This is a genomic window from Alteromonas sp. RKMC-009, assembly GCF_003584565.2.
Taxonomy (GTDB): Bacteria; Pseudomonadota; Gammaproteobacteria; order Enterobacterales; family Alteromonadaceae; genus Alteromonas.
Window position 1 is genome coordinate 449473 of the sequence record NZ_CP031010.1, and the last position, 25176, is coordinate 474648.

Below are 25176 nucleotides of genomic sequence, written 5' to 3' on the forward strand. Positions count from 1 at the left end.
AGTGTCTTTAGCGAGTTTGCTGCCAGATCGCTGGTCGGTTTGTGAAGTTTCTGGTAGGCTGAATAGTAATTATTGTCATTAGGCTCTTCAATGTAGTCGAACACTCAACGCCAGGTTTAACGCGTTGATTAAATTAGAGATTTTGTATGACATTGTGGGATTTACCAAGCAAACAACAAGCAATTATTATCTCTGTGAAAGAGAGTTTATGTGTCAACGTAAAGGAACGTTTATCTGAAATGGGCGTTCAGAATGGACGTGAAGTTCAGTGTGTCAGAAAAGGCCCGCTGGGCGGACCTATCGTGATGCAACTGGGTGGCAGCGTGTTTGCTATCGAAGAAAATCTCGCCGCACAAATCGAAGTTGAAGTGCGTAACTAACGCTCACTTTTCCGCTGTCGGCAGTAACAGGATACCCTTTTTTCATGCAACGCATTTTAATGGTCGGAAAGCCCAATTCCGGTAAGAGTCTTTTATTCAATCAATTAACCGGTCTGCGACAAAAAGTCGCTAACTATCCCGGTGTTACCGTGGAAGTTAAACGGGGTCAGTGTCAGGATTTTGAAGTGGTAGATTTGCCGGGCACTTACACGCTTCGTGGTCTTAGCCGTGATGAAGAAATCGCAATTAAAGAAATCACCGCATCGGTAGAACGTGACGATACCTCTCTGGTGGTTTGTGTGCTTGATGCCACCCGTTTAGAGCGCAGTTTAGTGCTGGGTCTGCAGGTGCAGAAACTGGCAAAAGCCAACAATAAAGCTGTACTCTTTGCCCTCAACTTCATCGACGAAGTCCGCAGGATCGGCGAAGATATCGACACAGAGGCGCTGAGTAAAGAATTAGGCAGTCCGGTAATGGCGCTGTCAGCAAGAACCCTGGACGGCTTGCATGAATTTAAGCAGACCATGCTGTCTGTTGCCAAAGCGCCGTCAGGTCATATCCCGACGACATCGCTTTCAGAGGGGGAGTCTGCGGTAAATCAGAGTCAGGCACTGGCTTCAAAGTACGGCCTGCACCTGGATGTTGTGCTGAAAAATCAGAACAGCGTCGACCGCTTCCTGTTAAACAGCTGGACCGGCTCACTGGTATTCCTCGGCGTCATGTTTGTACTCTTCCAGAGTATTTTCACTCTCGCGGCCCCCCTGATGGACGGCGTGGAAACGCTGATCGGCAGCGCTGCTGAAGGTGTCAGTGCAATTACGCCGGAAGGCATTGTTACTGACTTTTTTAACGACGCCATATTCGGCGGTTTAGGCTCTTTCCTGGTGTTCGTACCGCAAATTATGGTACTGACATTCATTATCGGCTTGCTGGAAGACAGCGGTTATCTTGCCCGTGCGGCACTGATGTGTCACCGCCCGTTGAGCGCAGTGGGCTTATCTGGCAGAAGCTTTATTCCTTATCTTTCGGGTCATGCCTGCGCCATTCCTGCCATCATGGCGGCCCGTACTATCGAGTCGCCGCACAAGCGTCTTATCACCATGCTGACCATCCCGCTGATGTCCTGTTCAGCCCGTTTGCCGGTTTATGCATTGTTGGTTGCGGTACTGGTGCCGGAAGACGGTACTTTCCTGGGCATTTTTGGCTTGCAGGGGGCTGCCTTCTTCGGCCTGTATTTCTTCGGCATTATCACAGCCCTGATTGTCAGCCAGTTTCTGACACGCTTCTTACCTAAAGATCTGGAAGAGTCAGACATGCCGTTCATTCTTGAATTACCCACTTACCGCTTACCACACTGGAAGCCGTTAACCTTCCGGGTTATCGACAGTGGGATGCAGTTTATCCGCCGTGCTGCACCGATTATTTTCGTGGTGTCGGTGGGGATCTGGATCCTGGGTTATTTCCCGATGGGTTCGACTCTGGAAGACAGCTGGCTCGGGCAAATCGGCCATGTTATCCAGCCTGTATTCGAGCCAATGGGTCTGGACTGGCGTTACGGCGTGGCAATACTGATGTCGTTCCTCGCCCGTGAAGTATTCGTCGGTGCGCTGGGTACACTGTTCGGTATGGATGGTGCTGAAGACAATGTTAATGGTCTGGCTGAACGTATTCAGGCTGACGGACTGACAACCGGCGCCGGCCTTGGCCTTGTGCTGTTCTACGTTGTGGCGCTGCAATGTGTAGCAACCGTTGCCATGCTTAAAGGTGAAACCGGCAGTAATAAACTCGCATGGGGCCTGTACGTCGGATACGGTATCCTGGCCTACGTTATCGCCGTACTGGTGAATATGTTGTTCTGATAACGGGTAAACAGCACTTCGTTGAGTAAGCTAATCAAAGAGCCGGGAGCTTGATGAGGTGCTGTTTACAACAACCACTAACGGTCATACACCGTAACTTTGTTTATATCCGTTTTTTCAATTCTTGCTTTGCCTGAACTTTCCAAAAAATTCAGCAGAGACATCGGGTCATTGGTTTCAAATACACCGGTTACAGACATACCTGACAAGTCCGCAGAGGCGATGGTGACCTGCAATGCATTATAGCGATTAAATTCGCGAACTACGTTATCTAAACGGTCGTTCCGGAAAATCATTTCTCTGGATTTCCACGACGTCTCTCTGGCTACATCTACCGATGCTTCTGTATGAATATTACCATTGTCCTGAAGCACAGCTTTTTGTCCCACAGTCACCAGCAGAGGCCTGTCTTTCGTTAAGTCCGGTGCAGTAAAGTCAGTCAGTTTGATACCGGTGGAGCGAAACGGAATCAGCTGTTCTTTTTTCGCTTCTCTTGCCAGTGCGACTTCTCCGGTAAGAACCGTCAATGCAACACTTCCGGGCTCACTGCGGACGTTAAATTCGGTTCCCAGCGCCTGGAACATTGTGTCGTTAACCCAGACCCTGAAGGGCTTTTGAAGATTATGTGCAACTTTGAAAATTGCTTCTCCCTGATGCAGAACGATGTTTCTGTATTTCCCGGTATAGTTAATATCTACAGCAGTCAGCGTGTTCAGGTAGATAATCGAGCCATCTTCCAGCGTGATGCTTCTTTGCTCACCCAGTGATGTTTTGTATTGTACAGGCTGATTTTGCGCTACAGGCGTTTCGCCGGCGCTTTTAACCGGCAGCATCTGATAAGCGAAAATAGCGCCCGCCAGCAAACAGGCAGCAACCGGAAGCCAGCGGGTTTTCCGGGGGCGTCCGGACGTTTCGTGGTCCGAATTATTACCGGTCAGCTTCTGATGTTGAGTGATAGGAGTCACCTTACTGCCCGCTGCTGATTCTACCTGAGCGAGTAATTTGTCGACGGATAGCTTTTTACTCTGATCAACATCTGACATCAGATCCAGCAACACGCATGCGTGGATAAATTCCTCCACGTGAGCAGGTCCCATCAGCAACCAGTGCGTCAGTTCACGACGATCTTTTTCGCTCAGTTCGCCATCGTCCAGCAATACCGCCCAGTAGCTAGCTTGTTCAATGATCAGAGAATTAGATTGTTTAACCATATTCATGATGCATCACTCGCAATTTGCGCTTTGCGACATTCTGTCATAGCACGGGTTAAGTATTTTCTGACGGTGTGAATAGAAATTCCCAGTTTTTCTGCAATTTCCGCATGATTAAGGCCATCGCGCTTCCTCAGCAGTAATACTGACTGATAAACAGGTGGAAGTGTAACTAGTATTTTCTCCAGTTCTTGTATAGCTTTCTGCCGCTCAAGTTGCAGGTGAGGGTCTTCATTGCCGGGAAAATTTTCCAGACCATCAGTAAGAGGTGTTTCATTTTGAGCAATCCGCTCATTCTTTGAACGCATTTCATGCACAAGATTTGCGGCAATACGAAACAAGTAGGCTTTGGGTTGTTCTATGAGATCTTTTCTTTCTACATTCATCAGCCGCAGGTAAGTCTCCTGCGAAAAATCCTGAGCCTGCTGATTGTTATTCGATCGACGCATGAAGAAGGCAAACAGTTCCTTATAAGAACTGTCGTAGAGCCCTTTTACAAAGCTGCTGCATTTACTCTTTTTATTCGTCGCAGTGTGGTTGCCCATAGAGAAAGATGTCTTGTGCCGGAATTCTGAGGGGAAGATGAATTAATACTTATCAAAATCAGATTAAAACTTCGCGGAAGTTTCAAGATAAAAAAAATAAGTACCTAAATCCAGCACTTTCACACTCTTTATTTATTAGTGGGCTTTCGGCCCGCATAAATAAAGGCTCGCAACGAAGCCAATGATAATTATATGTAGTACGGATATAGGAAATACAAGCATGAGAACTCGTGTCCCCAAATTTAAGAAGAAGCCAGTCGTCTTGTCAGTGATGCTGTCACTGGCCGGCAGCTTTGGCGTTGCTGCAGAGAATATTGAAAATCAGGAGCAGTTACAGGTTACGGTGGGGCAGGTTCCGCTGGACCGGGCTTTGCAGAGCATCGCAAAACAATATGGAAAGCAGATTGTTTTCTTCTCCAATGTTGCAGACGGCCTGACAACTGAAGCGTTTTCCGGAACATATAGCGAAGAAGCTGCTTTTAATAAGCTCCTTGAAGGGACTGCGCTTAGTTATCGCTATATCAATAAGAAAACCATCGCTATTGAAAAGAAAAATGTGGATGAAACCGTTGAGGGAAAAAAGCCCGCAGCGTCTACTGACGCCTCTGCGCAGTCAGCCGAAGCGAATAGCGGGGCCGTTAGCAAAACAAGTAAGGGGAAGGTTGAGAACATTACCGTTACCGCACAACGCCGTACTCAAAATTTACAGGAAGTACCAGTTTCAGTTTCTGTCATGAAACGTGACCTGCTTGAAAGTGCGTCGACCGCCGGTGATGATATCCGTTTCATGTCAGCCCGCATTCCAAGTCTGAAAATTGAATCTTCGTTTGGCCGTTCTTTCCCCCGCTTTTATATTCGCGGTCTGGGCAATCAGGATTATGATGTAAATGCCTCTCAGCCGGTATCATTGATCACTGATGATGTGGTTCAGGAGAACCCGCTTTTAAAAGGTTTCCCCGTCTTTGATGTGGAGAGTGTTGAAGTGTTACGGGGTCCTCAGGGTACGTTGTTTGGCCGTAACACACCTGCAGGACTGGTAAAGTTCACTTCGAACCGTCCTACGCAGGATTTCGAAGGTTATATCAGCGCGTCTTATTCGTCTCTGGACACATTGTCTACTCATGGTGCCATCAGTGGTGGTCTGACTGACACCGTGTCTGTGCGTGTATCTCTACTTAACCAGACACGTTCAGACTATATCGATACCCGTGCTCCGGGTTTTGAACAAAACGATATTCTCGGGGGCTATGACGACCGTGCTGCCAAAGTGCAGGTGCTATACGAACCGAACAGTCAGTTTTCGGCATTGTTTAACTACCACACCCGTGATTTAGACGGAACGCCCACAGTGTTCAGAGCCAGTGCAATAAAGCCCGGAACCAACGACTTCGTTGATGGATTCGACCGCGATGTGGTTTATCACGATGCCGCGCAACGTGCCACGCAAACGGTGAAAACCGAGGGCGGAAGTATGAAATTGGAATATTTCACGACTGATTACACGTTTACCTCTGTAACGGGCTATGAAACTGTGGAAATGTACTCACAGGCCGATGTCGATGGTGGTTACCGGGTAAGTAGTTTTGCTGATCCTTCCGGCTACACCGGCGAATTGGGCACTGTTCCATCTTTCTCAGTTGAAAGTGCCGACGGTATTCCTGACCACAGCCAGTTCACTCAGGAGCTGAGAATGGCTTCAAACGAGTTGGGTGCGTTTGATTATCAGGCTGGTGTGTTCTTCTTCACAGAAGATCTGGATATCGACACCTTCCACTACAACGAAGACGGCAGCTTAAAGCGGTATCTGACTCAGAATCAGAAAACTGATGCATGGGCTGTGTTCGCCTCCGGTGATTACGAAGTCAATGACAGAACCAGCGTGACTGCGGGTATCCGGTACTCGAAAGATAAGAAAGATTATTTCTCTCAGCGAATTATCTCTACCGCCAGCGACGGTGAGTTTTTTGACCCTATGTATGCTGATACGAAAGATTCTGCTATCAGCTGGGACTTGAGCGCAATGTATCAGTATTCAGATGACACTAATCTGTATACCAGGCTGGCAAAGGGGTTCAGAGCACCAAGTATTCAGGGCCGTGTTGTCAGTGGCAGCGACCCTAAACTCAGTGTTGCAGACTCAGAAGTTATTCACTCGGTAGAAGTGGGTGCTAAATCAGACCTGCTGGACAATGCAGCACGGGTAAACTTCAATCTGTTTTACTTCCAGATGAACGATCAACAGTTAACGGCTCAATCGTCTTTTGATGAAGGGGCTGCCAAAGAGTTAGTTAATGTTGATAAGACAGTAGGCTACGGGTTTGAATTTGAGGGCGAATACGCTATCACTTCTGACCTGCTTACAACGTTAGGGGTCAGCTACAACAACACTGAAATTAAGGATGAAAACGTAGCTATCTCAACCTGTAGTTTCTGTACAGTGTTGAACCCGGTGGATGAAAACGGGCTGATTAGTGTTGACGGTCTTTCTCTTCCGCGGGCACCTGAGTGGATTGGTAATTTCACTATGCGCTACAGCACCGAACTTGGCGATGGTGAATTGTATTTCTACACCGACTGGTCCTATGCCAGTGAAGTGCGGTTCTCACTTATTGATGCACTGGAAATGAGACAGGACCCTTACCTTGAAGGCGGCGTGCGGGTTGGCTACCTGTTCATGGTCGACAATTATGATGTGGAAGTTGCAGGTTACGGCCGTAACATCACAGATGAAACAGCGTTAATTGGTGGAGTGACGATCAATAACCTTGCCGGTGTGGTGAATCAGGGCAGAACCTGGGGAGCCGACGTTAAGGTGAAATTCTAATCTGTTGATCACTCTCTGATGGTTGTACTGCCGGGTCAGCCCCGTAGCAGTACAACCTTTTTCATCTCCCCGTAAGGTGTTTTCTTATGAAATTTACCCGCGTTATTACACTTGTCTCACTTATCGGCGCTTCATTGTCTGCATCAGCGGCGCAATCAGTCGATATTCTTATTACCCGTGGGCATATCCTCTCTATGGACAGTACTTTGACAGAGTATGAATCCGGTTTTGTGGCCGTTAAAGACGGCCGTATCGTGGCTGTCGGTCCACAAGAAAAAGCATCAGATTACCGTGCCGGTACTCTCCTTGATGTGGACGGTGATCTGGTTTTGCCCGGGTTTATCAACACACATACTCATGCCTCAATGTCCTTATTGCGTTCACTGGGTGATGATGTGCCTGACCGGCTGCATAAGTATATGTTTCCTCTTGAGAAGCAATTCGTTTCCCGTGAAATGGTAAGGTTAGGTGCTGAGCTCGGTAATGTTGAAATGCTTAAAGGTGGCGTGACCACTTATGCGGATATGTACTATTTTGAAGATGAAGTCGCAAAGGCAGTCGACGAAATTGGTATGCGTGCTGTTTTAGGACAAACCGTGATCCAATATCCTCAGGCCGATGCTAAAACCGCAGAAGAAGGGATTGATTATGCGGTTAATTTCATTAAAAGCTATGCGGATCATCCGCGCATTACTCCCGCTTTTGCGCCTCACGCTCCATACACTAATACCACCGGCACTTTGCAGAAAATTTCAGCACTTTCTGAAGGATTCGGTGTGCCTGTACTGACGCATCTTGCTGAGTCTGAAAGGGAGGAGGAGGTGATTGCTGAGCGCAGTGGCGGATTAACCCCGGTGGCCTATTTAGAAAGTATCGGTGTGCTTAACAATAATCTGATAGGGGCCCACGTCATCAGAGTGAGCAATCAGGATATTGCCCTTCTTAAAAAGCATCATGTTGGTGTAGCGCATAATATGAGTGCAAACATCAAATCAGCAAAAGGCGTGGCGCCGGTGACAGAAATGTTGAAGCAGGGCGTTGATGTTGGTCTGGGCACTGACGGCCCGATGTCAGGCAACACACTGAGCTTAATTGATGAGTTTAATCAGGTAGCTAAACTTCACAAGTTGTGGACGAATGACCGGACTAATATGCCAGCCGTCGAAGTGATAAAAATGGCAACTTCAGGCAGTGCGAAAGTGCTGAATATGGAAAATGAGATCGGCTCTCTGGAGGAAAGCAAACGGGCAGATATTATAGTGATTGATACTAAATCGCCCAATATGACGCCTGTTTATAATCCTTACTCTGTGCTTGTGTATTCAGCTTACGCGACTAATGTAAGACACAGCATTGTGGAAGGTAAATTGCTGATGAAAGACAGGAATGTTCTCACTGTAGACGAGAGCGATATCGTTAAAAGAGCAACTGAATTTAGCAACAAAATAAAGCAGGCTTTAAAGGCACAGAATAAGCCTGTTTTATAGATTGCCGGCTTTTGTTTACGTCTCTTATATTGCCCCGCCGGAATCAAAAGACTGCAGCGGGGCTTTTATTTTCCGGTACAAATTATTTATACCAGCGCGTTCTGACTGACTTCCATACTACGTTTATACATAGCAAGGGCGCCGGTGGCATCCTGCTTGCGCTCGCGGATTTCTGCCAGTGCGATAAGATCCTGCTGGTTTTCATGCAGTTTGATGGCTTTTAACAACACTTTCTCGGCAAGTATGTCGTCGCCGGCGTTCAGCGCTAACTGACCCAGGCAGGAGAACAGAACAGGGTTTGTGTCGTCCTGTTTTATCCACTGTTCCAGTGCGCGGATAGCATTTGCCGGATTAGGAATACTGATTTGTGCCATGTAGGGAAGCAAGATCGGATCAGGGCCTTTCTTCTGCCACTCAACCAGACAGGTTTCTGCTTCTTTGTGCATGCCCTGTTCCAGCAATTGCTGTGCGTAAGCTGCACGGTACGCGTTGTCCGCACGGGCTTTGCGGGGCATGTTTTCCCAGTGTTGCTTCAGTGCATTGGCACCTTGCTTACTGGCAATTTCAGCAAACTTTCCTTTCGCTATTTTCTGCGCCCACAGTACGTAATCGTCTTTTAATGGTTTGCGCCATTGCGGCAAAACTTCTTCCAGTGACTGCCACTGACCCAGTTCGCCCATAGCACGGGCCTTAAGACGGATCACCTGCGGGTTCTTTTGCGCTTTTTCATCCAGTTCGTTCAGCTTGTCCAGTGCCTCCTGCTGGTGTCCCTGTTCGAGATCGAGCCTTGCCAGCGCAACATGGGCGGCTACTTTAGCGTTATTAAACTCTGCAGCGCGGTCCAGTAAATATCGTACCCGTTCCGGTTCGTTCAGCGCCTTGGCCACCTGTGCAGCGGCCAGAAAGTTCACGCCGTCGAAATCGCCGTCAGTGGTATCCTGCAGTGCTTTTTTCGCCGCGATGAAATCGCCTTCAACCATTAACTGAAGACCATTGTAAAAACGGCGCTGGCGCTTACGGCGGGAAAGGCCGCCAAACCATTGTCTTGAGTCTTTAAATAACCCGAGCGTGCGGGAAAGTAACCGCCAGATGATCCACAAAGCCAGCAGACTGAAAAATACGGTAATACACAGGCTGACAACTGACATTTCAATGTGTAACTGACCCATGGAAATCAGCACATAGCCTTTGTCGCCAATAACCTGCGGCGCAATTAACATTGCGGCAAGTACCGCTATAACCAGCAGAATTGCATACACTAACCGTTTCATTGTGCTGCCTCTCCTTTGCCGTAAGCGGCTTTAACGCGGGATTCCAGCAAGCGTTGAAGCGGTGCCATAGCACTGAGTTCTTCCGGCAGGTTTTCTTGCACATTGGCTTCACCAAGGGCATCCAGGGTAGACAGTGCGCCGTTAATTTCCGGTGCATCAGTATCAAATTTATCATTCAGCAGGGCTTTAGCGTTTGCAACCGACTGTTGATACAGATTGTCTTCACCGCTCATAGCAGCAGACTGTGCCTGCATGATTTGCAGTTTAAGCTGCTCTTTGTACAGCCACATTTCTTCAGCAGTCATCATAGGTGCAACAGGCGCATCAGTGCGTCGTACTGAAATAAAATCGTCAACAATAGAATGCCAGACTTTCGCCAGATTACTTTTCCAGTCGTCTACCGATTCAGACAGCGCTTCCTTGCCTGTATTTTCATCCGGACGGGTGAAGGTTTTTAACGGCAACGCGTCTACCTGAGACAGGAAACCTGACAGGGTTAATGCAAGTTTAACGGTGTCTGTGCGGTTAACCTGACGCAGTGTCTGAATATCCTGTGCAATCAGCCCGCGCACCGGGATCACTGACGGATCGGAAAGCTCTTTTAAACGCTGATCGGCATTTTCAAGCAGCAGCACTGCAGTATCTGTATCCTGTTCAAGCCACACTTTACGGCCGGCCATGCGCACCAGATAATCCGCTTCTGCCAGCAACCAGTCTGACGGGCGGCGGCCTTCCATTTCACCTAATTGTGATAGTAGTTGCTCGGTTTGCAGTTGCAGGGACTCTGTTTTTTCCGTCAGGCTGTTCACCGTGCCGGCAAGTGCCTGCTTACTTTTTTCCAGTTCGATGAGCTTTCGCTGGAGTTGTGCATTTTCATCGTTCAGGTTGCCCAGAATTGCCTTTTGCGCCGACTGCTCGTCTGCCAGTGCGCTCTGACCACTGTCTTTTTGCCACAGAAACCAGTAGCCCGCCGCTGCGGTACCGGCTGCAATCAACAAGGTGAGGATAATGACAATCCATAAGCCGGCGTGGGACGGATGTTTGGAAGTAGGTTCAGCACCGGCCTTGTCTTTGCCGGATGCCGTTGACGACGGCGTGATGTCTTTTTCTTCAGGCAACACCAGTGTGGAATCCGTATTGTGTTTATCGTTGTCAGCCATGGTTTACTCCCAATTTTCCTTTATCCACGCACATAGCGTGTTGTCACTGGCGTCACTGCAAACGGCAACCTGCGTTGCACCTGAGGCGCTGATTTGTGCTGCTACTCTGTCGCTGACGGTCAGCCAGCGTTGCTTTCGCAACATGTTAGTATCATAAACGCGAAACAGCTGCTCTGCCATTTCGCCGCTGGTTGCCACTATGCCTGTAATCTGTGGCCACTGCCAATTATCTGTTTGTATAGGTTTTTCCAGCAACAGACGCTGGTAGACCGCAAATTCTTCTACGTGGTTTTGCTGCAATAAGAGCGTGTCCCGCAAAGTGGTTCGACCACCTTGCCCTTTAATAATAACGATTTGTCGCCGGTTTGCACTATTGAGTTGTGATAACGCCAATAAACCTTCTGAATTTTGCTGCTCCGGTACTGCTACAGACAGGCCACATTCCTCAAGCACCTGTGCGGTTGATGTGCCTACCGCAAACCAGCGGGAGGGCAGTGCTGACAGCGGTAACGCAGATAACAACTGCGCGGCAAAAGCACTGGTAACGATGATGTAATCTGCAGGCTGCGTTGCAAGATGATGTGCAAGACGGCTAAGTTCTTCTTCGCATGAAGTGATGGTCAGCGGGGCGACACCAGAACATGAAATACCCGCCAGGCGAAAGGCTGCGACACTTTTCGCCAGCTTCTGCTCAGGGCGGGTAATCAATATCATAGGTTTAAATGATTAATCGTGCAGGGCGCTTAAAATCTCGCCGGCACCCTGTGACAGTAACGATTCTGCCACTTCCACCCCAAGCGCTTCTGCCCGTTCGCGGTGACCGGTTGCAGATGCATACAGTAAGGTTGCGCCGTCGACGCTGCCAACCATACCGGTCAGTGTGATGGTGTCGTTGGCCAGTGTGGCAAAACTGCCGATGGGTACCTGACAGCCGCCTTCCAGACGGGTATTCATGGCCCGCTCGGCGTAAACCCGGTCTGCGGTATCTGCGTGGTTGAGCGCACCGAGCAGGGCAATCAGTTCGATATCGTCGTTACGGCATTCTATGCCGACAGCGCCCTGGCCTACCGCCGGTAAAGACAGCTCAGGAGACAATTCATGGTTTATGCGGTCCTGCATCCCCAGGCGGATAAGTCCGGCGGCAGCGAGAATGATGGCATCGTATTCGCCGTTATCCAGCTTCGCGAGGCGGGTATTCACGTTGCCCCGTAAGTCTTTAATCTTGATGTCAGGACGATATTTACGTAACTGGCACTGACGGCGCAGGCTGGACGTACCCACGACTGCGCCCTGAGGCAAATCATCAATGCTGGCAGCGGTATTCGACACAAATGCATCGAAGGGATTTTCCCTGGGACAAATAGCGTGTAAACCAAAGCCTTCGGGAAATTCCACCGGTACATCTTTCATACTGTGTACCGCAATGTCTGCACGGCCTTCCAGCATGGCCACTTCCAGCTCTTTGATAAACAGGCCTTTACCGCCAATTTTGGCCAGCGGCGTATCGAGAATTTTATCGCCCTGGGTGCTCATGGGCACCAGTTCTACGTGCAGGCCGGGGTGGGCCATCAGCAGTTGTTCTTTGACATAATCTGCCTGCCACAGGGCCAGTGCACTTTTGCGGGTGGCAATACGGACGGTAGTTCGGGAAACGGGTTGTTCACTCATGGGTAAATCCTGAAAAGCTTAGTCGAGCACAGTTTGCAGCCAGCGGCTGATATCCTGAATTTCCTGTACACATACATTATGTTGCATAGGATAGGTTTGCCAGGTCGCTGAAAAACCATTGTCTTCAAGTGCGGTATGGGCCATTTTGCCCAGCGCTGCCGGCACCACTTCGTCATGGATGCCATGGGCCATCATCACCGGCGTAGACTTGTTGACGTCACTGGCTTCTTCTGCCAGCTTGCCCGGTTTGCACATGTAGGTAGACAGCGCCATGATGCCTGCAATTTTATGTCGCAGACGGGTGCCCAGGTGCAGCGCAATCACACCGCCCTGAGAAAAGCCGGCCAGTACCATTTTTTCATACGGGAAGCCGGCTTCATGCTGGGCTTCAAGTAGTGCATTTACCATCTCTGCAGATTCGATGACGCCGGCTTCATCAGCGCGGTTATCGAGATCCATGGTTTTAATGTCGTACCAGGCACGCATACGCATACCGCCGTTGATGGTTACCGGACGCTCCGGCGCATGAGGAAACAGAAAACGCACTGGTAAAGCAGCCGGTATCTGCAGTTCGGGGACAATTGGGGCAAAGCCGTGTCCGGAGTCACCTAAACCGTGCAGCCAGATAACACAAGCCTGCGGGTTGTCACCCGTATTTGCTTCTACGTAGGGTAATAAGGCTTCTTTCATATTGTCGCTTCTGTTACTCAATTCTTAGCGCTATGCTACCATTGCCGTCTGAAATCACCACAACATGATGACAAAAAGCAAGATTATGGCTTCTCTACTTGGTAATTTGTTTATTCTCGCAGCCCCTTCAGGTGCGGGAAAGTCCAGTTTAATAAAAGCATTGCTGGAAAAGCATGACGGAAATCAACAATATCCCATGCAGGTGTCAGTTTCTCACACCACCCGTAAGCCACGGCCCGGAGAAGTTGACGGCGTACATTATCATTTTGTCAGTCATGAGCAGTTTGAAGCGCTCATCGAGCAGGGCGTGTTCTTCGAATATGCTGAGGTGTTCGGTAATTACTACGGCACGTCGCGTGTGACCATTGAGCAAACTTTGCACCGCGGTATTGATGTGTTCTTAGATATCGACTGGCAGGGTGCCCGTCAGGTGAAAAAAATTATGCCAGATACCTGTGGCATTTTCATCCTGCCGCCTTCTACGGAAGTGCTGCGCCAGCGGCTGACAAGCCGCGGTCAGGACTCAGACAGCGTTATTGAAGGACGTATGCAGGAAGCAGTATCTGAGATGTCTCATTATGCTGAATTTGACTACGTACTGGTGAATGATGATTTTTCCGTCGCGCTGGCAGAATTAGAAGCCATTGTGTGTGCCCAGCGCCAGCGTACTGTTAAGCAGCAATTGCGTCACAAAGCACTGATTGCTGATCTGGTGGGATCGTAAAAAGATCTTGCTGATTAAACCTACAAAATACTAGGACTTGAAAGGCATGTGTTGTATACTGCGCGGCCATTTTGAGTTTTACGCTTTTATTCATTTTCGGAGAGATACATGGCACGCGTAACCGTAGAAGACGCCGTTGATAAAGTTGGTAACCGCTTTGACCTCGTACTGGTTGCAGCACGACGTGCTCGCCAGCTGGCAACCGAAGGTAAAGAAGCACAGGTTGATGTGCAAAACGATAAGCCGACGGTAACCGCTTTACGCGAAATCGAAGAAGGCCTGGTTACTGCCGATACGCTGGATCAAGATGATCTGCGTGATCAGGAAAGACAAGAAAGCGCGGATTTCGCTTCTGTAGCGAACATCCTGTCTGAGCAATAATCAGCGGATCGCTGCTGTCATTCAGACTATACAAACGCCAGTGAGCTTTTAATCGGGTTCACTGGCGTTTTGCTATTGGCATTCCCTACAATACTTCATTATTCTGTTTCTATTGGCTTTATTCGCAGGAAAGTTGTCTACACGTGTATTTATTCGAGGGTTTAAAACAAAAAATCTCTGAGTATCTGTCAGCAGAACGGGTTCAGCTGGTACAGGACAGCTTTGTTTTAGCTCATGAAGCCCATGACGGACAGATGCGATCCAGTGGCGATCCCTACATTACTCACCCTGTTGCTGTAGCCGGTATTCTGGCTGATATGCATCTTGATCACGAAACGCTGATGGCTGCGCTGCTGCACGACGTGATTGAGGACACCCACTACAACCAGGAAGATCTGGCTGAAGCCTTTGGCGATACCGTTGCCGAGCTGGTGGAAGGGGTAAGTAAGCTGGACAAAATTGCGTTCAGCAGCAAGCAGGAAGCACAGGCAGAGAACTTCCGTAAGATGATGATGGCGATGGTGCAGGACATCCGCGTGATCCTCATCAAGCTGGCCGATCGCACCCACAATATGCGTACGTTAGGGGCGCTGCGTCCCGATAAGCGACGTCGTATTGCCCGCGAGACGCTGGAAATCTATGCGCCGATTGCCCATCGTCTGGGTATCCACGACATTAAGAACGAGCTGGAAGATCTGGGTTTTCAGGCCATGTATCCCATGCGTCACCGCGCCCTGAAGTCTGCGGTGAAACAAGCCCGTGGGAACCGTAAAGAAATTATCGACAACATCCGTCAGGAACTGGCTACCCGTCTGGGCGAGCACAAAATTGAAGGCGATGTTATCGGCCGCGAGAAGCACCTGTATTCAATTTACCGCAAAATGAAGAACAAGGAGCTGATGTTCAACGAAGTAATGGACATTTATGCCTTCCGTATTGTGGTTGAAAGTGTGGATAACTGTTATCGCTCGCTGGGTGCCATGCACAGCCTGTACAAGCCCATCGAAACACGCTTCAAAGATTACATCGCGATTCCGCGCACCAACGGTTATCAGTCGCTGCACACGTCGTTAATTGGTCCTCACGGTATTCCGGTGGAAGTACAGATACGTACACTGGCCATGGATCAGATGGCAGATAAAGGGGTCGCAGCCCACTGGCTGTATAAAGAACCGGGCGACAGTGACACAACTGCCCAGCTTCGTGCCCGTAAATGGATGCAGTCATTACTTGAACTGCAGCAGAGCGCCAGTTCCAGTTTTGAATTTATCGAGTCGGTGAAAACAGACTTGTTCCCGGAAGAGATTTACGTATTCACGCCGGACGGCCGTATTATCGAGCTGCCCATGGGCGCCACTGCCGTAGATTTTGCCTATGCCGTTCACTCGGACATTGGTAACACCTGTGTAGGTGTACGGGTAGAACGTCGTAACTACAGCCTGAGTAAGCCGCTGGAAAACGGCCAGACGGTGGAAATTATTACCTCGCCGAAAGCTAAGCCGAATGCTAACTGGCTGAACTTTGTGGTCAGTGCCCGTGCCCGTACCCGTATCCGCCAGTATTTACGCAGACAGCATTCGCAGGAAGCGGTGAATATGGGTAACCGTCTGCTTCGTCATGCGCTGGGTACAGTGAAACTGGATGATATCAGTCAGGAAGATATCGACCGCGTGGTTGCGGAAACCAAACATCAAACTTTCGAAGACTTGCTGACAGACATTGGTCTGGGTAATGAACTGAGCGCCATTGTTGCCCGCCGTTTGCTGGGTGAATCGGCAGAGATCCCGGATAAGAAAGGCAATGTGGCTATCCGCGGTACAGAAGGCTTGCTGGTGCACTACGCCCGCTGCTGCCATCCCATTCCTGATGATGAAATTGTGGCGGTACTCAGCCCCGGCCGTGGGATGACGATTCACCAGACGGGTTGTAAAAATATCCGTAAACTGGCGAAAGAAGAGCCTCAGCGTGTGCTTCCCATGCAGTGGGACGATGCGCCGCAGGGCGAATTTAAGGCTTCGCTGCGTATTGAACTGTACAATCACCAGGGTACACTGGCGAATCTGACCAATATGATTTCCAGCTGCGATTCCAACATTATTGGGCTCCAGACAGAAGAAAAAGAAAGTAATATTTATTTCATCGATATTGAATTGACGACACATAACCGCGTGCATCTGGCGCGGATTATGAAGAAGATCAGAACCATGTCAGAAGTGCAGAAGGTCTCGCGTCACAGTCAATCCCGACACTAATTTACACAGGATTCAACATGGCTAAAGCAATTATTCAGACCGATAAAGCGCCACAGGCGATCGGCACTTACAGTCAGGCAGTTAAAGCAGGCACCACCGTTTATTTGTCTGGCCAGATCCCGCTGAACCCGGAAACCATGGAAATCGTATCTGACGATTTTTCCGAACAGGCTAAACAGGTTTTCGAAAACGTGAAAGCCGTATGTGAAGCTGCTGGCGGTACTATCAACGATTTGGTTAAGGTAAATATCTTCCTGCCGGATCTGTCTCATTTCGCCACGGTAAACGAAATCATGGCGCAATATTTCACTAAGCCTTATCCGGCCCGTGCCGCCATTGGCGTGAAAGAACTGCCAAAAGCGTCGCAAATTGAAATCGACGGCATCATGGAATTGCCTGAGTGATTTCACCCGGATAGTTATGAAAACCGCACATTGTTGCGGTTTTTTTTATGCCTGAAGGACGGAATACTTAACCGTTTATTTCCGGAAATGAAAATAGTTTGAAAGATAACGCTACGGGCGCAGGTCTCTTTAAATTCAAAACCTGAGGAGAGTGTTATGCGCTTAATTTTTATGTTGTTACTTATTGTTGCCGGCGGGCAGGTGTTCGCGGCAGCAATGCCGTCAAAGGCCGCAGATGAAGTTCGTCCTTTACTGGAAGGCATGACAGTGCCCGATGTAGTGGTATCTGATACAGATGGTGCGCCGTTCAGTTTAAAAGCGCTGTTGATGCAAAAGCCGTCAGTGGTGTTGTTTTATCGGGGGGGCTGGTGCCCGTATTGTAACCGTCAACTGGCGGGTCTGAAGGATATCGAAAAGCCATTGTCAGATCTTGGCTATCAGATCCTGGCAATTTCGCCCCAGTCATTAGAGCAGTTAACGTCACAAAAGCTGGAGAGTGAATTTGCAGCAAGGCTGTTGTCTGATGCAAAACTGAACGCCCTGAATGCGTTCGGGATCAGCTATTATGTGGATGATGAAACAGCAAAGCGTTACAAAGGCCATGGCATCGCCCTGACAACCGATGAGACAGGAAAGCCCGTCCTGCCTGCACCTGCTGTGTTCATTGTCGATACTGAAGGTAAAATTCAGTTCAGCTACGTTAACCCTGATTATAAAGTACGGCCGTCTCCGGCATTGATCCTCGCTGCAGCAGAGGCAATTGCCAGATAAACCTGTCTTTTCTGACAAGGGCTGCCGGACTTGAACCGGCAGCCCCTCGCAAACCTGCTATGAATGGCTTACACTGCGCCTATCCGCAAATAAATATGCCTTAATTATCATGCAGTCACTCGCTCAAACACCCATCACCACGTTGAAAGGCGTCGGCGCAAAGGTGGCTGAGAAGTTAACAAAAATAGGTCTGCACACCGTACAGGATGTCCTTTTTCATCTGCCATCCCGTTATGAAGACCGCACTCAGGTTTACGAGATTGAAGATTGTAAGCCGTTTACTCACGTGAGTATTCAGGGTGAGGTAAAAACCGCCGACATTCAGTACGGCAAAAAACGTATGTTTGTGGTGAAGGTGTCTGACGGTACCGGCACCATCACGCTTCGTTTTTTCCATTTCGGCGCGGTTCAGCGCACCATGATGACGCCTGGCAACGAAGTACGTTGTTTTGGCGAAATCCGTACAGGTAAATGGGGGCTGGAGATGATGCACCCTGAATTTGCTCTCATCGGCGAAGACGACGGCGAAACAGAAGATACTCTGACCCCGGTTTATCCCACCACAGAAGGTGTTAAGCAGCTTACGCTGCGCAGTCTTACCGACCAGGCGCTTAAACTGCTGGAGAAAGGCGCATTAAGCGATCTGCTCCCGCAAGGCATGTATGAAGGACAGGTGTTGCTGGCAGATGCTCTGAAGCTTGTTCACCGCCCGCCACCGGATGTTCCGCTGGAAATGATGGAAGAAGGCCGGCACCCTGCACAGAAGCGTCTTATTCTCGAGGAATTACTGGCACATCACCTGAGCGTACTGAAGGTGCGTCAGCAGGCCCAGGCCCAGCCGGGTATTGCCATTCAGATTAATCAGTCTTTGATTGACCAGTTATTGGGTAACCTGCCTTTTTCGCCCACCGGCGCACAGCAGCGGGTCGTCAACGACATTCAGAAAGACATGGCCATGAATTGCCCGATGATGCGGCTGGTGCAGGGAGATGTGGGCTCAGGGAAAACCCTGGTGGCAGCGCTTGCTGCATTATCTGCTATCGGCGCCGGTTATCAGGTTGCCCTGATGGCACCTACAGAACTGCTGGCTGAGCAGCATGCCAGCAACTTCCGTGACTGGCTTTCACCACTAGGCATTGAAGTGGGCTGGCTGGCCGGTAAATTGAAAGGTAAGGCCCGGCAGGAAGTACTGACACGTCTGGCGTCGGGTGAAATACAAATGCTGGTGGGCACTCATGCCATATTCCAGGAGCAGGTGGAATATCAGCAACTGGCACTGGTCATCGTGGATGAACAACACCGCTTTGGTGTACACCAGCGTCTGGCGTTAAGGGAAAAAGGTGAAAAGCAGGGGCGCTTCCCCCATCAGTTGATTATGACGGCTACGCCTATTCCCAGAACGCTGGCGATGACAGCCTATGCAGATCTTGATACCTCCGTGATTGATGAACTGCCCCCCGGCCGTTCACCGGTAACCACGGTTGTACTTCCGGATACCCGCAGAGGGGATGTGATTGCCAGAGTCTATGAAGCATGTCACAACCAGGGGCGTCAGGCTTACTGGGTGTGTACGTTGATTGACGAGTCTGAAGTGTTGCAGTGTCAGGCGGCTGAAGATGCTGCTATTACTCTTAGAACCGCTTTGCCGGATTTACGGGTCGGGCTGGTACACGGCCGCCTCAAGCCGGCAGAAAAGCAGGCGGTCATGGATGAATTCAAACGCGGTGAGCTGGATTTGCTGGTGGCAACCACGGTCATAGAAGTGGGCGTGGATGTGCCCAATGCCAGTATTATGATCATCGAAAACCCTGAGCGCCTTGGTCTGGCACAATTGCACCAGCTTCGCGGCAGGGTGGGGCGAGGTGCGGTAGAGAGTCAGTGTGTGCTGATGTACTCAGCCCCGCTGTCCAAAACAGCGACGCAGCGTCTGGGCGTGCTCCGTGAATCAAACGACGGCTTTTACATTGCCCAGAAAGATTTAGAAATCCGTGGTCCGGGAGAATTAATGGGGACAAAGCAAACCGGTATCGCAGAGATGCGTATTGCCGATCTTGTCCGCGATGCGCAATTGGTACCTCAGGTGCAATCTATCGCAGAAAAATTGTGGCAGGACTATCCAAGCCATGCTCAGGCGATAATTAACCGCTGGATTGGCTTTAAGGAACAGTACGGTAATGCATAACATTCCGGTGTTTATTGACGAAACGCAAAGCGAAGAACAACAGAACCAGTTAAAAAGGGTTGCAGAGCACTGGCAGTTCAGTGTGCAGAATACGCTGCCCGCCGGGCTGGCCCTCACCCTCGAAGACGGCAAGCTGGCAGTGAAAGATTTTTCCGAAGCCAAACAGCAGGGCGTGTTTGTGGATTTCCTGTCTGGCAGCAGCGTGTATCGCCAGCAACATGGCGGCGGTAAAAAAGAACCCATTGCCAAAGCGGTGGGTGTGAAAGGTCAGGAAGTGCCTGTAGTTCTGGATGCAACGCCCGGGCTCGGGCGGGATGCCTTTGTACTGGCGTCGCTGGGCTGTCGTGTAGTGATGATGGAACGCTCTCCTGTCGTTGCGGCATTGCTGGCCGACGGCTTACACCGTCTTGCAGAGCAAGCACCTGAATTAGAAGAAAAATTCAGGCTGATTCATGCTAACAGTATTGAAGGGATGAATACATTGGATGAGCAAATAGATGTAGTTTATCTTGATCCAATGTTTCCACATCGCAAAAAATCTGCTTTAGTAAAGAAAGAGATGCGGGTCTTTCAACAATTACTGGGCAGTGACGACGATGCTGACAGTTTGTTGGCGCCGGCAAGGGAGCTCGCCGGAAAACGTGTTGTTGTAAAACGTCCCGCGTATGCAGAACCGCTGGCTGATGTGCCGCCTGCTATGGCCATCACCAGTAAAAAGCACCGTTTTGACGTGTACATTTCCACTCATTAGGAGAGAAGTATGATTAACGTTGGCAGTACATTGCCTGAAGTAACCTTTGGTTTGTTAAAGGATGGCAAGACAACCAACCCGCACACCAATGATATATTTGGCGGCAAACGCGTTGTAGTATTCGCCGTACCCGGCGCTTTCACCCCGACCTGTTCTGCGGCGCACCTGCCCGGCTATGTCGCCCTTGCTGACAAGATCAAAGCTAAAGGGGTCGATGACATCGTCTGCATCTCAGTAAATGATGCTTTTGTGATGGATGCGTGGGGAAAATCAGCTAATGCGGAAGAAATCACCATGCTGGCTGACGGCAATGCTTTTTTCACCCGCACTATTGGTCTTGATATGAATACCAGTGACTTTGGTGGTGTGCGCAGTATGCGTTATTCCATGCTGGTTGAAGATGGTGAAGTAGTAAAACTGAATGTTGAAGACCCCGGACGTTTTGAGGTGTCTGACGCAGAAACAATGCTTAACAGCCTGTAAATAGTCTTAATGCATTCAAATGATGGAATTGACTAATACTTTAGTCGATTCCATGACTTATCTCTCTCCCTTTATTGTTCTGTAACTACCAGAAATTCATTGATTTTTATAAATGTTTAGTAAGCGCTATCTATTTATGCGTTTTTTACAACATTTAATGTACAGTATGCGCCATTCTGCTATTCTTAAAGAATAGAGCGGTATACCTATGCAGGTGGAGATTATTTGGTACTTCACGAAGAAAACCATTAATCATCCGTGCGCTCATGCTCACAGGGTAAGTTGAGCAGCTCAAACGGAACCATGGAGGGAAAGTATGTTGAGCAAAAACCAGAAGTTTGGTGTCTATCTGATATCCAAATCCTTATCTTCAGATGAAGCAAGCGACGATCAGGTCATCCTTTTCAAGCATCTTTTGCAAACCTGTGGTTATGAAATCACAGAACTCACGTCTATAGAACAGTTAGAAACCACCTCCAATCAGGATCTTATTTTTTACGATGCCGCTAAGGCTGAAGAAAAAATGGAAGCGTTTTACCGTTATCAGGGCTTTGCCCGCTGGATTCTGTTTAATCTGGAACACGGCGATATTGATGAATGTGAGGCTATCATTGCGGGTGTGGAGGGAACCTTCTATACCTCTGACTCACCTGAATTATTACTGAAAGGTGTGCGCCGGCTGGCCAAAATGGATGTGTGGTTTAAACGCAATTCCATTAACGAGGCATTGCGCCGGTTGCGGCAACAAACCCGTAAAGCTAATACGGCTATTTCCCGTCCCAAAGAGTTAAATAAAATGGCACTGCATCCCAAGCTTACCAAGCGGGAAGTCACCATTATTGAGCTGGTGGCGCAGGGTTCACAGAACCAGGAAATCGCTGATCAGCTGCATATCAGTGTGAATACGGTAAAAACGCATATATACAGTATTTTCCGTAAAACCCATTCGAGAAACCGGATTGAGTTGCTGTCGTGGTCACAGCAATTCGTCAGTGAGTACTCCTGACGCTTCAAGAATCTTACCGGGCACACTATAATCCGGCTTTTGAATTTGCCGGAGTCAGTTTGTGATCCAGAAAGATGTCATTGTAATCGGTGCGGGCGCTGCCGGATTGTTCTGCGCAGCGCAGGCGGGTAAGCGTGGCCGCGCTGTCGCTGTACTGGATCACGGCAAGAAAGTCGGGCGTAAAATACTCATGTCCGGCGGCGGACGGTGCAATTTCACCAACATGTACGCTGAACCGGCCAATTTTCTGTCTGCGAATCCTCATTTCTGCAAATCTGCTCTGAGCCGCTATACCCAGTGGGACTTCATCTCACTGGTGAGCGAATACGGCATTCCCTATCATGAGAAGACTTTAGGTCAGTTGTTCTGTGATAACAGCGCATCAGACATCGTAGATATGCTGGTAAAAGAATGTGATAAAGCCGGTGCTGAAATCGTTACCCGCTGTGACATTCTGAGTGTGGAGAAAACAGAAACCGGCTATGCGCTTAGCACTTCGCTGGGCGATTATGTTTGCGAATCCCTGGTTATCGCTACCGGCGGTCTGAGTATGCCGAAAATTGGCGCTACGCCTTTCGGCTACAAAATTGCAGAACAGTTCGGTCTGAAAGTCTTGCCAACACGAGCCGGCCTGGTGCCTTTTACATTGCACGACAAAGACAAGCAGGCGCTGGAAGCATTAAGTGGTATCGCTGTCGATACGTCAGCAAGTTGTAACGACACATCCTTCCGCGAAGCGATGCTGTTTACTCACCGGGGGTTAAGCGGCCCGTCTATGCTACAGATATCGTCTTACTGGCATCCGGGGGACACCCTGCATATCGACTTACAACCTGCCATGAGCGCCGCTGAATATCTGACAGCCGCTCAACAGGATACGCCCGACGCGCAACTCTCTACGGTACTCAGTAAGTTCTATCCTAAACGGCTGGCACAAACCTTTATCGACACCCTACAGTGGCCTAACGAACCGGTAAAACGCCTGACCCACAGCCAGATAGCAGAAATCGATAACACCCTGTCTGACTGGCAAGTCACGCCCAATGGTACAGAAGGCTACCGCACCGCAGAGGTGACACTGGGCGGCGTAGATACTGACGAACTGTCGTCGAAAACCATGATGAGTAAGAAAGCCGAAGGCTTATTCTTCATTGGCGAAGTGGTAGACGTCACCGGTTGGCTCGGCGGCTACAACTTCCAGTGGGCCTGGAGCAGCGCCTGGGCCGCCGGGCAGTATGTTTGATGGAAGATGCGCCATCCCGTAAGCGGGATGGCGACGCTCTTATCAGGCCCTATGCTCGTTAATGGTGGTGGTGAGCTGTTCGGCTTTGGTTTCTATCTCAACTTCAACGGCAGTGCTGCCCTGAACTGCATTCTTTGAAACGCTGGCAGGGGTTACGGCGCTGATGCCTTTTAACAGGCGGCCAAGAATGTCCGCTCCGGTGATGATGCGGGGCTTGGCGCCCCAAACCAGCACCACGTCAACATCGATGGTGCCATCATCATGGGCGTCCAGCGTTTCCTGCGCTTTCAGGTGCCACAGCACTTCGGATAACATAAGAGATTCATCCCGCACGATTAACGGGCGGTGACAGAAATCATAGATATCAAACGGTTTGTCGGTATCAAAAAGGGCTGCCCGCAAAGCACCGTCAGCATCAAGAATGAGCAACGGGTTATTTTTCTCATCGGCGAGTACTACCCATTTATGCCCGCTCTGGTTAATTTTCTTCAGAAGTTCATCTGAGCTGTTGCGTACGAATTCCGGCACAATGGGAAAGTCCAGTTTGGCGGGTAGCTGAATAATGGACTCCGGCTCAAGTAATTCACCCTCCTGCATCACCGATACTTCATCGATAGCAAGGAAGTTAAGTGCTCCGGTACCTTCCACATGGTCAACCTCTGCTTCTTCGGCGTCCACGTGCTGTTTAATCACTTTACGCAGATCGTTATCCCGCATGTATTCAACGCCTTCGCGGCCCAGCCAGCCATCAAGCAATAAGGCGGAGGGCTTGGAAACGGGATACAGGATGATCTGATAGAAACGCATTACCGGTGATAACACTGACGCCATGCGCATGGCATTTCTGGAGAAATAAGCCTGCGGCATAATTTCACCGAAAATGGTAATAAAACCGGTAGAAAACAGGAACGAGGCTGCGCCCGTCAGCACAGAGTCTGACAGCAATGCCAGCAACACGTTAATCCCTACGTTACCCCACAGAATAGTGGTGAGCAGGAAGTTAGAGTCCTGTCTCAGCTTCAGAATTTTCGCCGCGGTTTTATCTCCGTGGCTGACTTCCATTTCCAGTTGCAAACGGCTGACTGAAAAGAACGCCAGGTTAAGTCCGGAGAACATGGCTGACTGTGAGATACAAAAGAGGATCCCGAGCCATACGTAAAGTTCCTGATTGCTTAACGCAAAATCCATAAATAAATACTGCCTGATAGTAAACGGGTGGCGAGTGTAAACCGGTAAAGCAAATAGTGTTAACCGGAATTTTTATCGACACGAAAGAATATGGGAATCGTAGCGTATTAAACAGGAACTGCCAGTACAATCAAGCGCAAACGGGGATTGGGCGTCATATCATTAAACGGATAACAGGTGATAAGTTGGATTTCGTCTTTGTTCCGTTCGATGAACCAGCGGTGAGTATGCGAATCGACAATATTGGTCTTACTCACCCGATAGGTACGCCATTGTCCGTGGCTGTCCTGGATCTGAAAGGTGTCTCCTGTCTGCACATGCTGCAGAAAATTGAAATGGGTGTCACGGTGACCGGAATACACCTGTGTGCCGCTCTCCCCGGGCAATGCCGTGCCGTCTATGTGGCCGGGGCCAAAGGCCAGGCTGCTGCCATGGCTCCCCGACAACATATACAGGCGCTGGTTGTGGCCGGGAAAGGTCAGTACGGCTACGGGCCAGTTGTCTGACCACGACCATGGTTTAACGGTGTGACCGGTTTCCAGGGTTTCCTCCCAGGCATCTGCAATAAGCCGTTGCGCTAATACTGCTTTTGCCGCAATCCATAATGTATTGCCAAAACACAGGGTGCCGGTTGCCAGAAGCAGGGCGGGGAGTGCTGTCTTCAGGTATTTTACTTTTATCCTCACTGCACGGCCG

The 25176-nt window shown here is 49.6% G+C and carries 23 protein-coding genes; 14 read left to right on the forward strand and 9 right to left on the reverse strand.

Going from position 1 to position 25176, the window contains the following annotated elements; all coding sequences use genetic code 11:
• Positions 1–146: 146 nt before the first annotated feature.
• Together DS731_RS01910 and feoB are read left to right on the forward strand one after the other, a co-directional pair.
• Positions 147–380, forward strand: coding sequence for a FeoA family protein (locus DS731_RS01910; RefSeq protein ID WP_119499751.1), 234 nt, complete (start codon positions 147–149; stop codon positions 378–380).
• Positions 381–424: 44 nt separating this feature from the next.
• Positions 425–2239 carry a ferrous iron transporter B gene (gene feoB / locus DS731_RS01915; protein WP_119499752.1) on the forward strand — a complete coding sequence of 605 codons (1815 nt, stop codon included), beginning with the start codon at positions 425–427 and terminating at the stop codon, positions 2237–2239.
• A 77-nt stretch (positions 2240–2316) separates the two neighbouring features.
• Here the strand turns inward: feoB and DS731_RS01920 are convergent, their stop codons facing one another.
• Positions 2317–3456, reverse strand: a complete 1140-nt coding sequence (locus DS731_RS01920) for a FecR family protein (RefSeq protein ID WP_119499753.1) — start codon at positions 3454–3456, stop codon at positions 2317–2319.
• The gene (locus DS731_RS01925) at positions 3453–3995 is read right to left on the reverse strand and encodes an RNA polymerase sigma factor (RefSeq protein ID WP_119499754.1); all 543 of its coding nucleotides are present in this window, start codon (positions 3993–3995) and stop codon (positions 3453–3455) included. The genes DS731_RS01920 and DS731_RS01925 overlap by 4 nt, the downstream gene beginning before the upstream one ends.
• 220 nt (positions 3996–4215) lie before the next feature.
• Here DS731_RS01925 and DS731_RS01930 point away from each other — a divergent pair, with 220 nt between their 5' ends.
• Positions 4216–6819, forward strand: a complete 2604-nt coding sequence (locus DS731_RS01930) for a TonB-dependent receptor domain-containing protein (RefSeq protein ID WP_119499755.1) — start codon at positions 4216–4218, stop codon at positions 6817–6819.
• Positions 6820–6905: 86 nt separating this feature from the next.
• Positions 6906–8306, forward strand: coding sequence for an amidohydrolase (locus DS731_RS01935; RefSeq protein ID WP_119499756.1), 1401 nt, complete (start codon positions 6906–6908; stop codon positions 8304–8306).
• An 86-nt stretch (positions 8307–8392) separates the two neighbouring features.
• On the opposite strand, the gene DS731_RS01940 is transcribed toward DS731_RS01935, so the two are convergent.
• From DS731_RS01940 to DS731_RS01960, 5 genes are read right to left on the reverse strand one after another with little or no spacing between them, the layout of a single operon-like run.
• On the reverse strand, positions 8393–9577 hold the full coding sequence (locus DS731_RS01940) for a heme biosynthesis HemY N-terminal domain-containing protein (protein WP_119499757.1): 1185 nt from the start codon (positions 9575–9577) through the stop codon (positions 8393–8395).
• On the reverse strand, positions 9574–10737 hold the full coding sequence (locus DS731_RS01945) for a uroporphyrinogen-III C-methyltransferase (RefSeq protein WP_119499758.1): 1164 nt from the start codon (positions 10735–10737) through the stop codon (positions 9574–9576). Before DS731_RS01945 ends, DS731_RS01940 begins: the two co-directional genes overlap by 4 nt.
• 3 nt (positions 10738–10740) lie before the next feature.
• Positions 10741–11451, reverse strand: a complete 711-nt coding sequence (locus tag DS731_RS01950) for a uroporphyrinogen-III synthase (protein ID WP_119499759.1) — start codon at positions 11449–11451, stop codon at positions 10741–10743.
• 12 nt (positions 11452–11463) lie between these two features.
• Positions 11464–12405, reverse strand: a complete 942-nt coding sequence (gene hemC, locus DS731_RS01955; RefSeq protein WP_119499760.1) for a hydroxymethylbilane synthase — start codon at positions 12403–12405, stop codon at positions 11464–11466.
• 18 nt (positions 12406–12423) lie between these two features.
• A complete protein-coding gene (locus DS731_RS01960) occupies positions 12424–13095 on the reverse strand; it encodes an alpha/beta hydrolase (protein ID WP_119499761.1) in 672 nt (223 codons plus the stop codon).
• An 85-nt stretch (positions 13096–13180) separates the two neighbouring features.
• On the opposite strand from DS731_RS01960, the gene gmk reads away from it, so the two are divergent.
• From gmk to DS731_RS02010, 10 genes are all read left to right on the forward strand, one after another.
• On the forward strand, positions 13181–13819 hold the full coding sequence (gmk, locus tag DS731_RS01965) for a guanylate kinase (RefSeq protein WP_119499762.1): 639 nt from the start codon (positions 13181–13183) through the stop codon (positions 13817–13819).
• 108 nt (positions 13820–13927) lie between these two features.
• Complete coding sequence (gene rpoZ / locus DS731_RS01970) at positions 13928–14200, forward strand: DNA-directed RNA polymerase subunit omega (protein ID WP_119499763.1); 273 nt, start codon at positions 13928–13930, stop codon at positions 14198–14200.
• Between the two features lie 143 nt (positions 14201–14343).
• Entirely contained in the window at positions 14344–16452 is a 2109-nt protein-coding gene (spoT, locus tag DS731_RS01975; RefSeq protein WP_119499764.1) for a bifunctional GTP diphosphokinase/guanosine-3',5'-bis pyrophosphate 3'-pyrophosphohydrolase, read from the forward strand.
• 17 nt (positions 16453–16469) lie between these two features.
• A complete protein-coding gene (locus tag DS731_RS01980; protein WP_119499765.1) occupies positions 16470–16856 on the forward strand; it encodes a RidA family protein in 387 nt (128 codons plus the stop codon).
• 156 nt (positions 16857–17012) lie between these two features.
• Positions 17013–17627, forward strand: a complete 615-nt coding sequence (locus tag DS731_RS01985; RefSeq protein WP_119499766.1) for a peroxiredoxin-like family protein — start codon at positions 17013–17015, stop codon at positions 17625–17627.
• 109 nt (positions 17628–17736) lie between these two features.
• Complete coding sequence (recG, locus tag DS731_RS01990) at positions 17737–19809, forward strand: ATP-dependent DNA helicase RecG (RefSeq protein ID WP_119499767.1); 2073 nt, start codon at positions 17737–17739, stop codon at positions 19807–19809.
• A complete protein-coding gene (locus DS731_RS01995) occupies positions 19802–20560 on the forward strand; it encodes a class I SAM-dependent methyltransferase (RefSeq protein WP_119499768.1) in 759 nt (252 codons plus the stop codon). The genes recG and DS731_RS01995 overlap by 8 nt, the downstream gene beginning before the upstream one ends.
• Positions 20561–20569: 9 nt before the next feature.
• Positions 20570–21043, forward strand: coding sequence for a peroxiredoxin (locus DS731_RS02000; protein WP_119499769.1), 474 nt, complete (start codon positions 20570–20572; stop codon positions 21041–21043).
• A 316-nt stretch (positions 21044–21359) separates the two neighbouring features.
• Positions 21360–22049, forward strand: a complete 690-nt coding sequence (locus tag DS731_RS02005; RefSeq protein WP_119499770.1) for a helix-turn-helix transcriptional regulator — start codon at positions 21360–21362, stop codon at positions 22047–22049.
• Positions 22050–22110: 61 nt separating this feature from the next.
• Complete coding sequence (locus tag DS731_RS02010) at positions 22111–23292, forward strand: NAD(P)/FAD-dependent oxidoreductase (protein ID WP_119499771.1); 1182 nt, start codon at positions 22111–22113, stop codon at positions 23290–23292.
• A 42-nt stretch (positions 23293–23334) separates the two neighbouring features.
• Here DS731_RS02010 and DS731_RS02015 read toward each other — a convergent pair whose 3' ends face one another.
• Both DS731_RS02015 and DS731_RS02020 read right to left on the reverse strand, forming a co-directional pair.
• Entirely contained in the window at positions 23335–24480 is a 1146-nt protein-coding gene (locus DS731_RS02015; RefSeq protein WP_119499772.1) for a DUF21 domain-containing protein, read from the reverse strand.
• A gap of 107 nt (positions 24481–24587) precedes the next feature.
• Complete coding sequence (locus tag DS731_RS02020; protein ID WP_119499773.1) at positions 24588–25166, reverse strand: class GN sortase; 579 nt, start codon at positions 25164–25166, stop codon at positions 24588–24590.
• Between the last annotated feature and the right edge of the window lie 10 nt (positions 25167–25176).

Excerpts from the sequence above, each read along its gene's own strand:
- DS731_RS01910 (WP_119499751.1), top strand. The coding sequence starts at position 147 with ATGACATTGTGGGATTTACCAAGCAAACAACAAGCAATTATTATCTCT.
- feoB (WP_119499752.1), top strand. The coding sequence starts at position 425 with ATGCAACGCATTTTAATGGTCGGAAAGCCCAATTCCGGTAAGAGTCTT.
- DS731_RS01920 (WP_119499753.1), bottom strand. The coding sequence starts at position 3,456 with ATGAATATGGTTAAACAATCTAATTCTCTGATCATTGAACAAGCTAGC.
- DS731_RS01925 (WP_119499754.1), bottom strand. The coding sequence starts at position 3,995 with ATGGGCAACCACACTGCGACGAATAAAAAGAGTAAATGCAGCAGCTTT.
- DS731_RS01930 (WP_119499755.1), top strand. The coding sequence starts at position 4,216 with ATGAGAACTCGTGTCCCCAAATTTAAGAAGAAGCCAGTCGTCTTGTCA.
- DS731_RS01935 (WP_119499756.1), top strand. The coding sequence starts at position 6,906 with ATGAAATTTACCCGCGTTATTACACTTGTCTCACTTATCGGCGCTTCA.
- DS731_RS01940 (WP_119499757.1), bottom strand. The coding sequence starts at position 9,577 with ATGAAACGGTTAGTGTATGCAATTCTGCTGGTTATAGCGGTACTTGCC.
- DS731_RS01945 (WP_119499758.1), bottom strand. The coding sequence starts at position 10,737 with ATGGCTGACAACGATAAACACAATACGGATTCCACACTGGTGTTGCCT.
- DS731_RS01950 (WP_119499759.1), bottom strand. The coding sequence starts at position 11,451 with ATGATATTGATTACCCGCCCTGAGCAGAAGCTGGCGAAAAGTGTCGCA.
- hemC (WP_119499760.1), bottom strand. The coding sequence starts at position 12,405 with ATGAGTGAACAACCCGTTTCCCGAACTACCGTCCGTATTGCCACCCGC.
- DS731_RS01960 (WP_119499761.1), bottom strand. The coding sequence starts at position 13,095 with ATGAAAGAAGCCTTATTACCCTACGTAGAAGCAAATACGGGTGACAAC.
- gmk (WP_119499762.1), top strand. The coding sequence starts at position 13,181 with ATGGCTTCTCTACTTGGTAATTTGTTTATTCTCGCAGCCCCTTCAGGT.
- rpoZ (WP_119499763.1), top strand. The coding sequence starts at position 13,928 with ATGGCACGCGTAACCGTAGAAGACGCCGTTGATAAAGTTGGTAACCGC.
- DS731_RS01980 (WP_119499765.1), top strand. The coding sequence starts at position 16,470 with ATGGCTAAAGCAATTATTCAGACCGATAAAGCGCCACAGGCGATCGGC.
- DS731_RS01985 (WP_119499766.1), top strand. The coding sequence starts at position 17,013 with ATGCGCTTAATTTTTATGTTGTTACTTATTGTTGCCGGCGGGCAGGTG.
- recG (WP_119499767.1), top strand. The coding sequence starts at position 17,737 with ATGCAGTCACTCGCTCAAACACCCATCACCACGTTGAAAGGCGTCGGC.
- DS731_RS01995 (WP_119499768.1), top strand. The coding sequence starts at position 19,802 with ATGCATAACATTCCGGTGTTTATTGACGAAACGCAAAGCGAAGAACAA.
- DS731_RS02000 (WP_119499769.1), top strand. The coding sequence starts at position 20,570 with ATGATTAACGTTGGCAGTACATTGCCTGAAGTAACCTTTGGTTTGTTA.
- DS731_RS02005 (WP_119499770.1), top strand. The coding sequence starts at position 21,360 with ATGTTGAGCAAAAACCAGAAGTTTGGTGTCTATCTGATATCCAAATCC.
- DS731_RS02015 (WP_119499772.1), bottom strand. The coding sequence starts at position 24,480 with ATGGATTTTGCGTTAAGCAATCAGGAACTTTACGTATGGCTCGGGATC.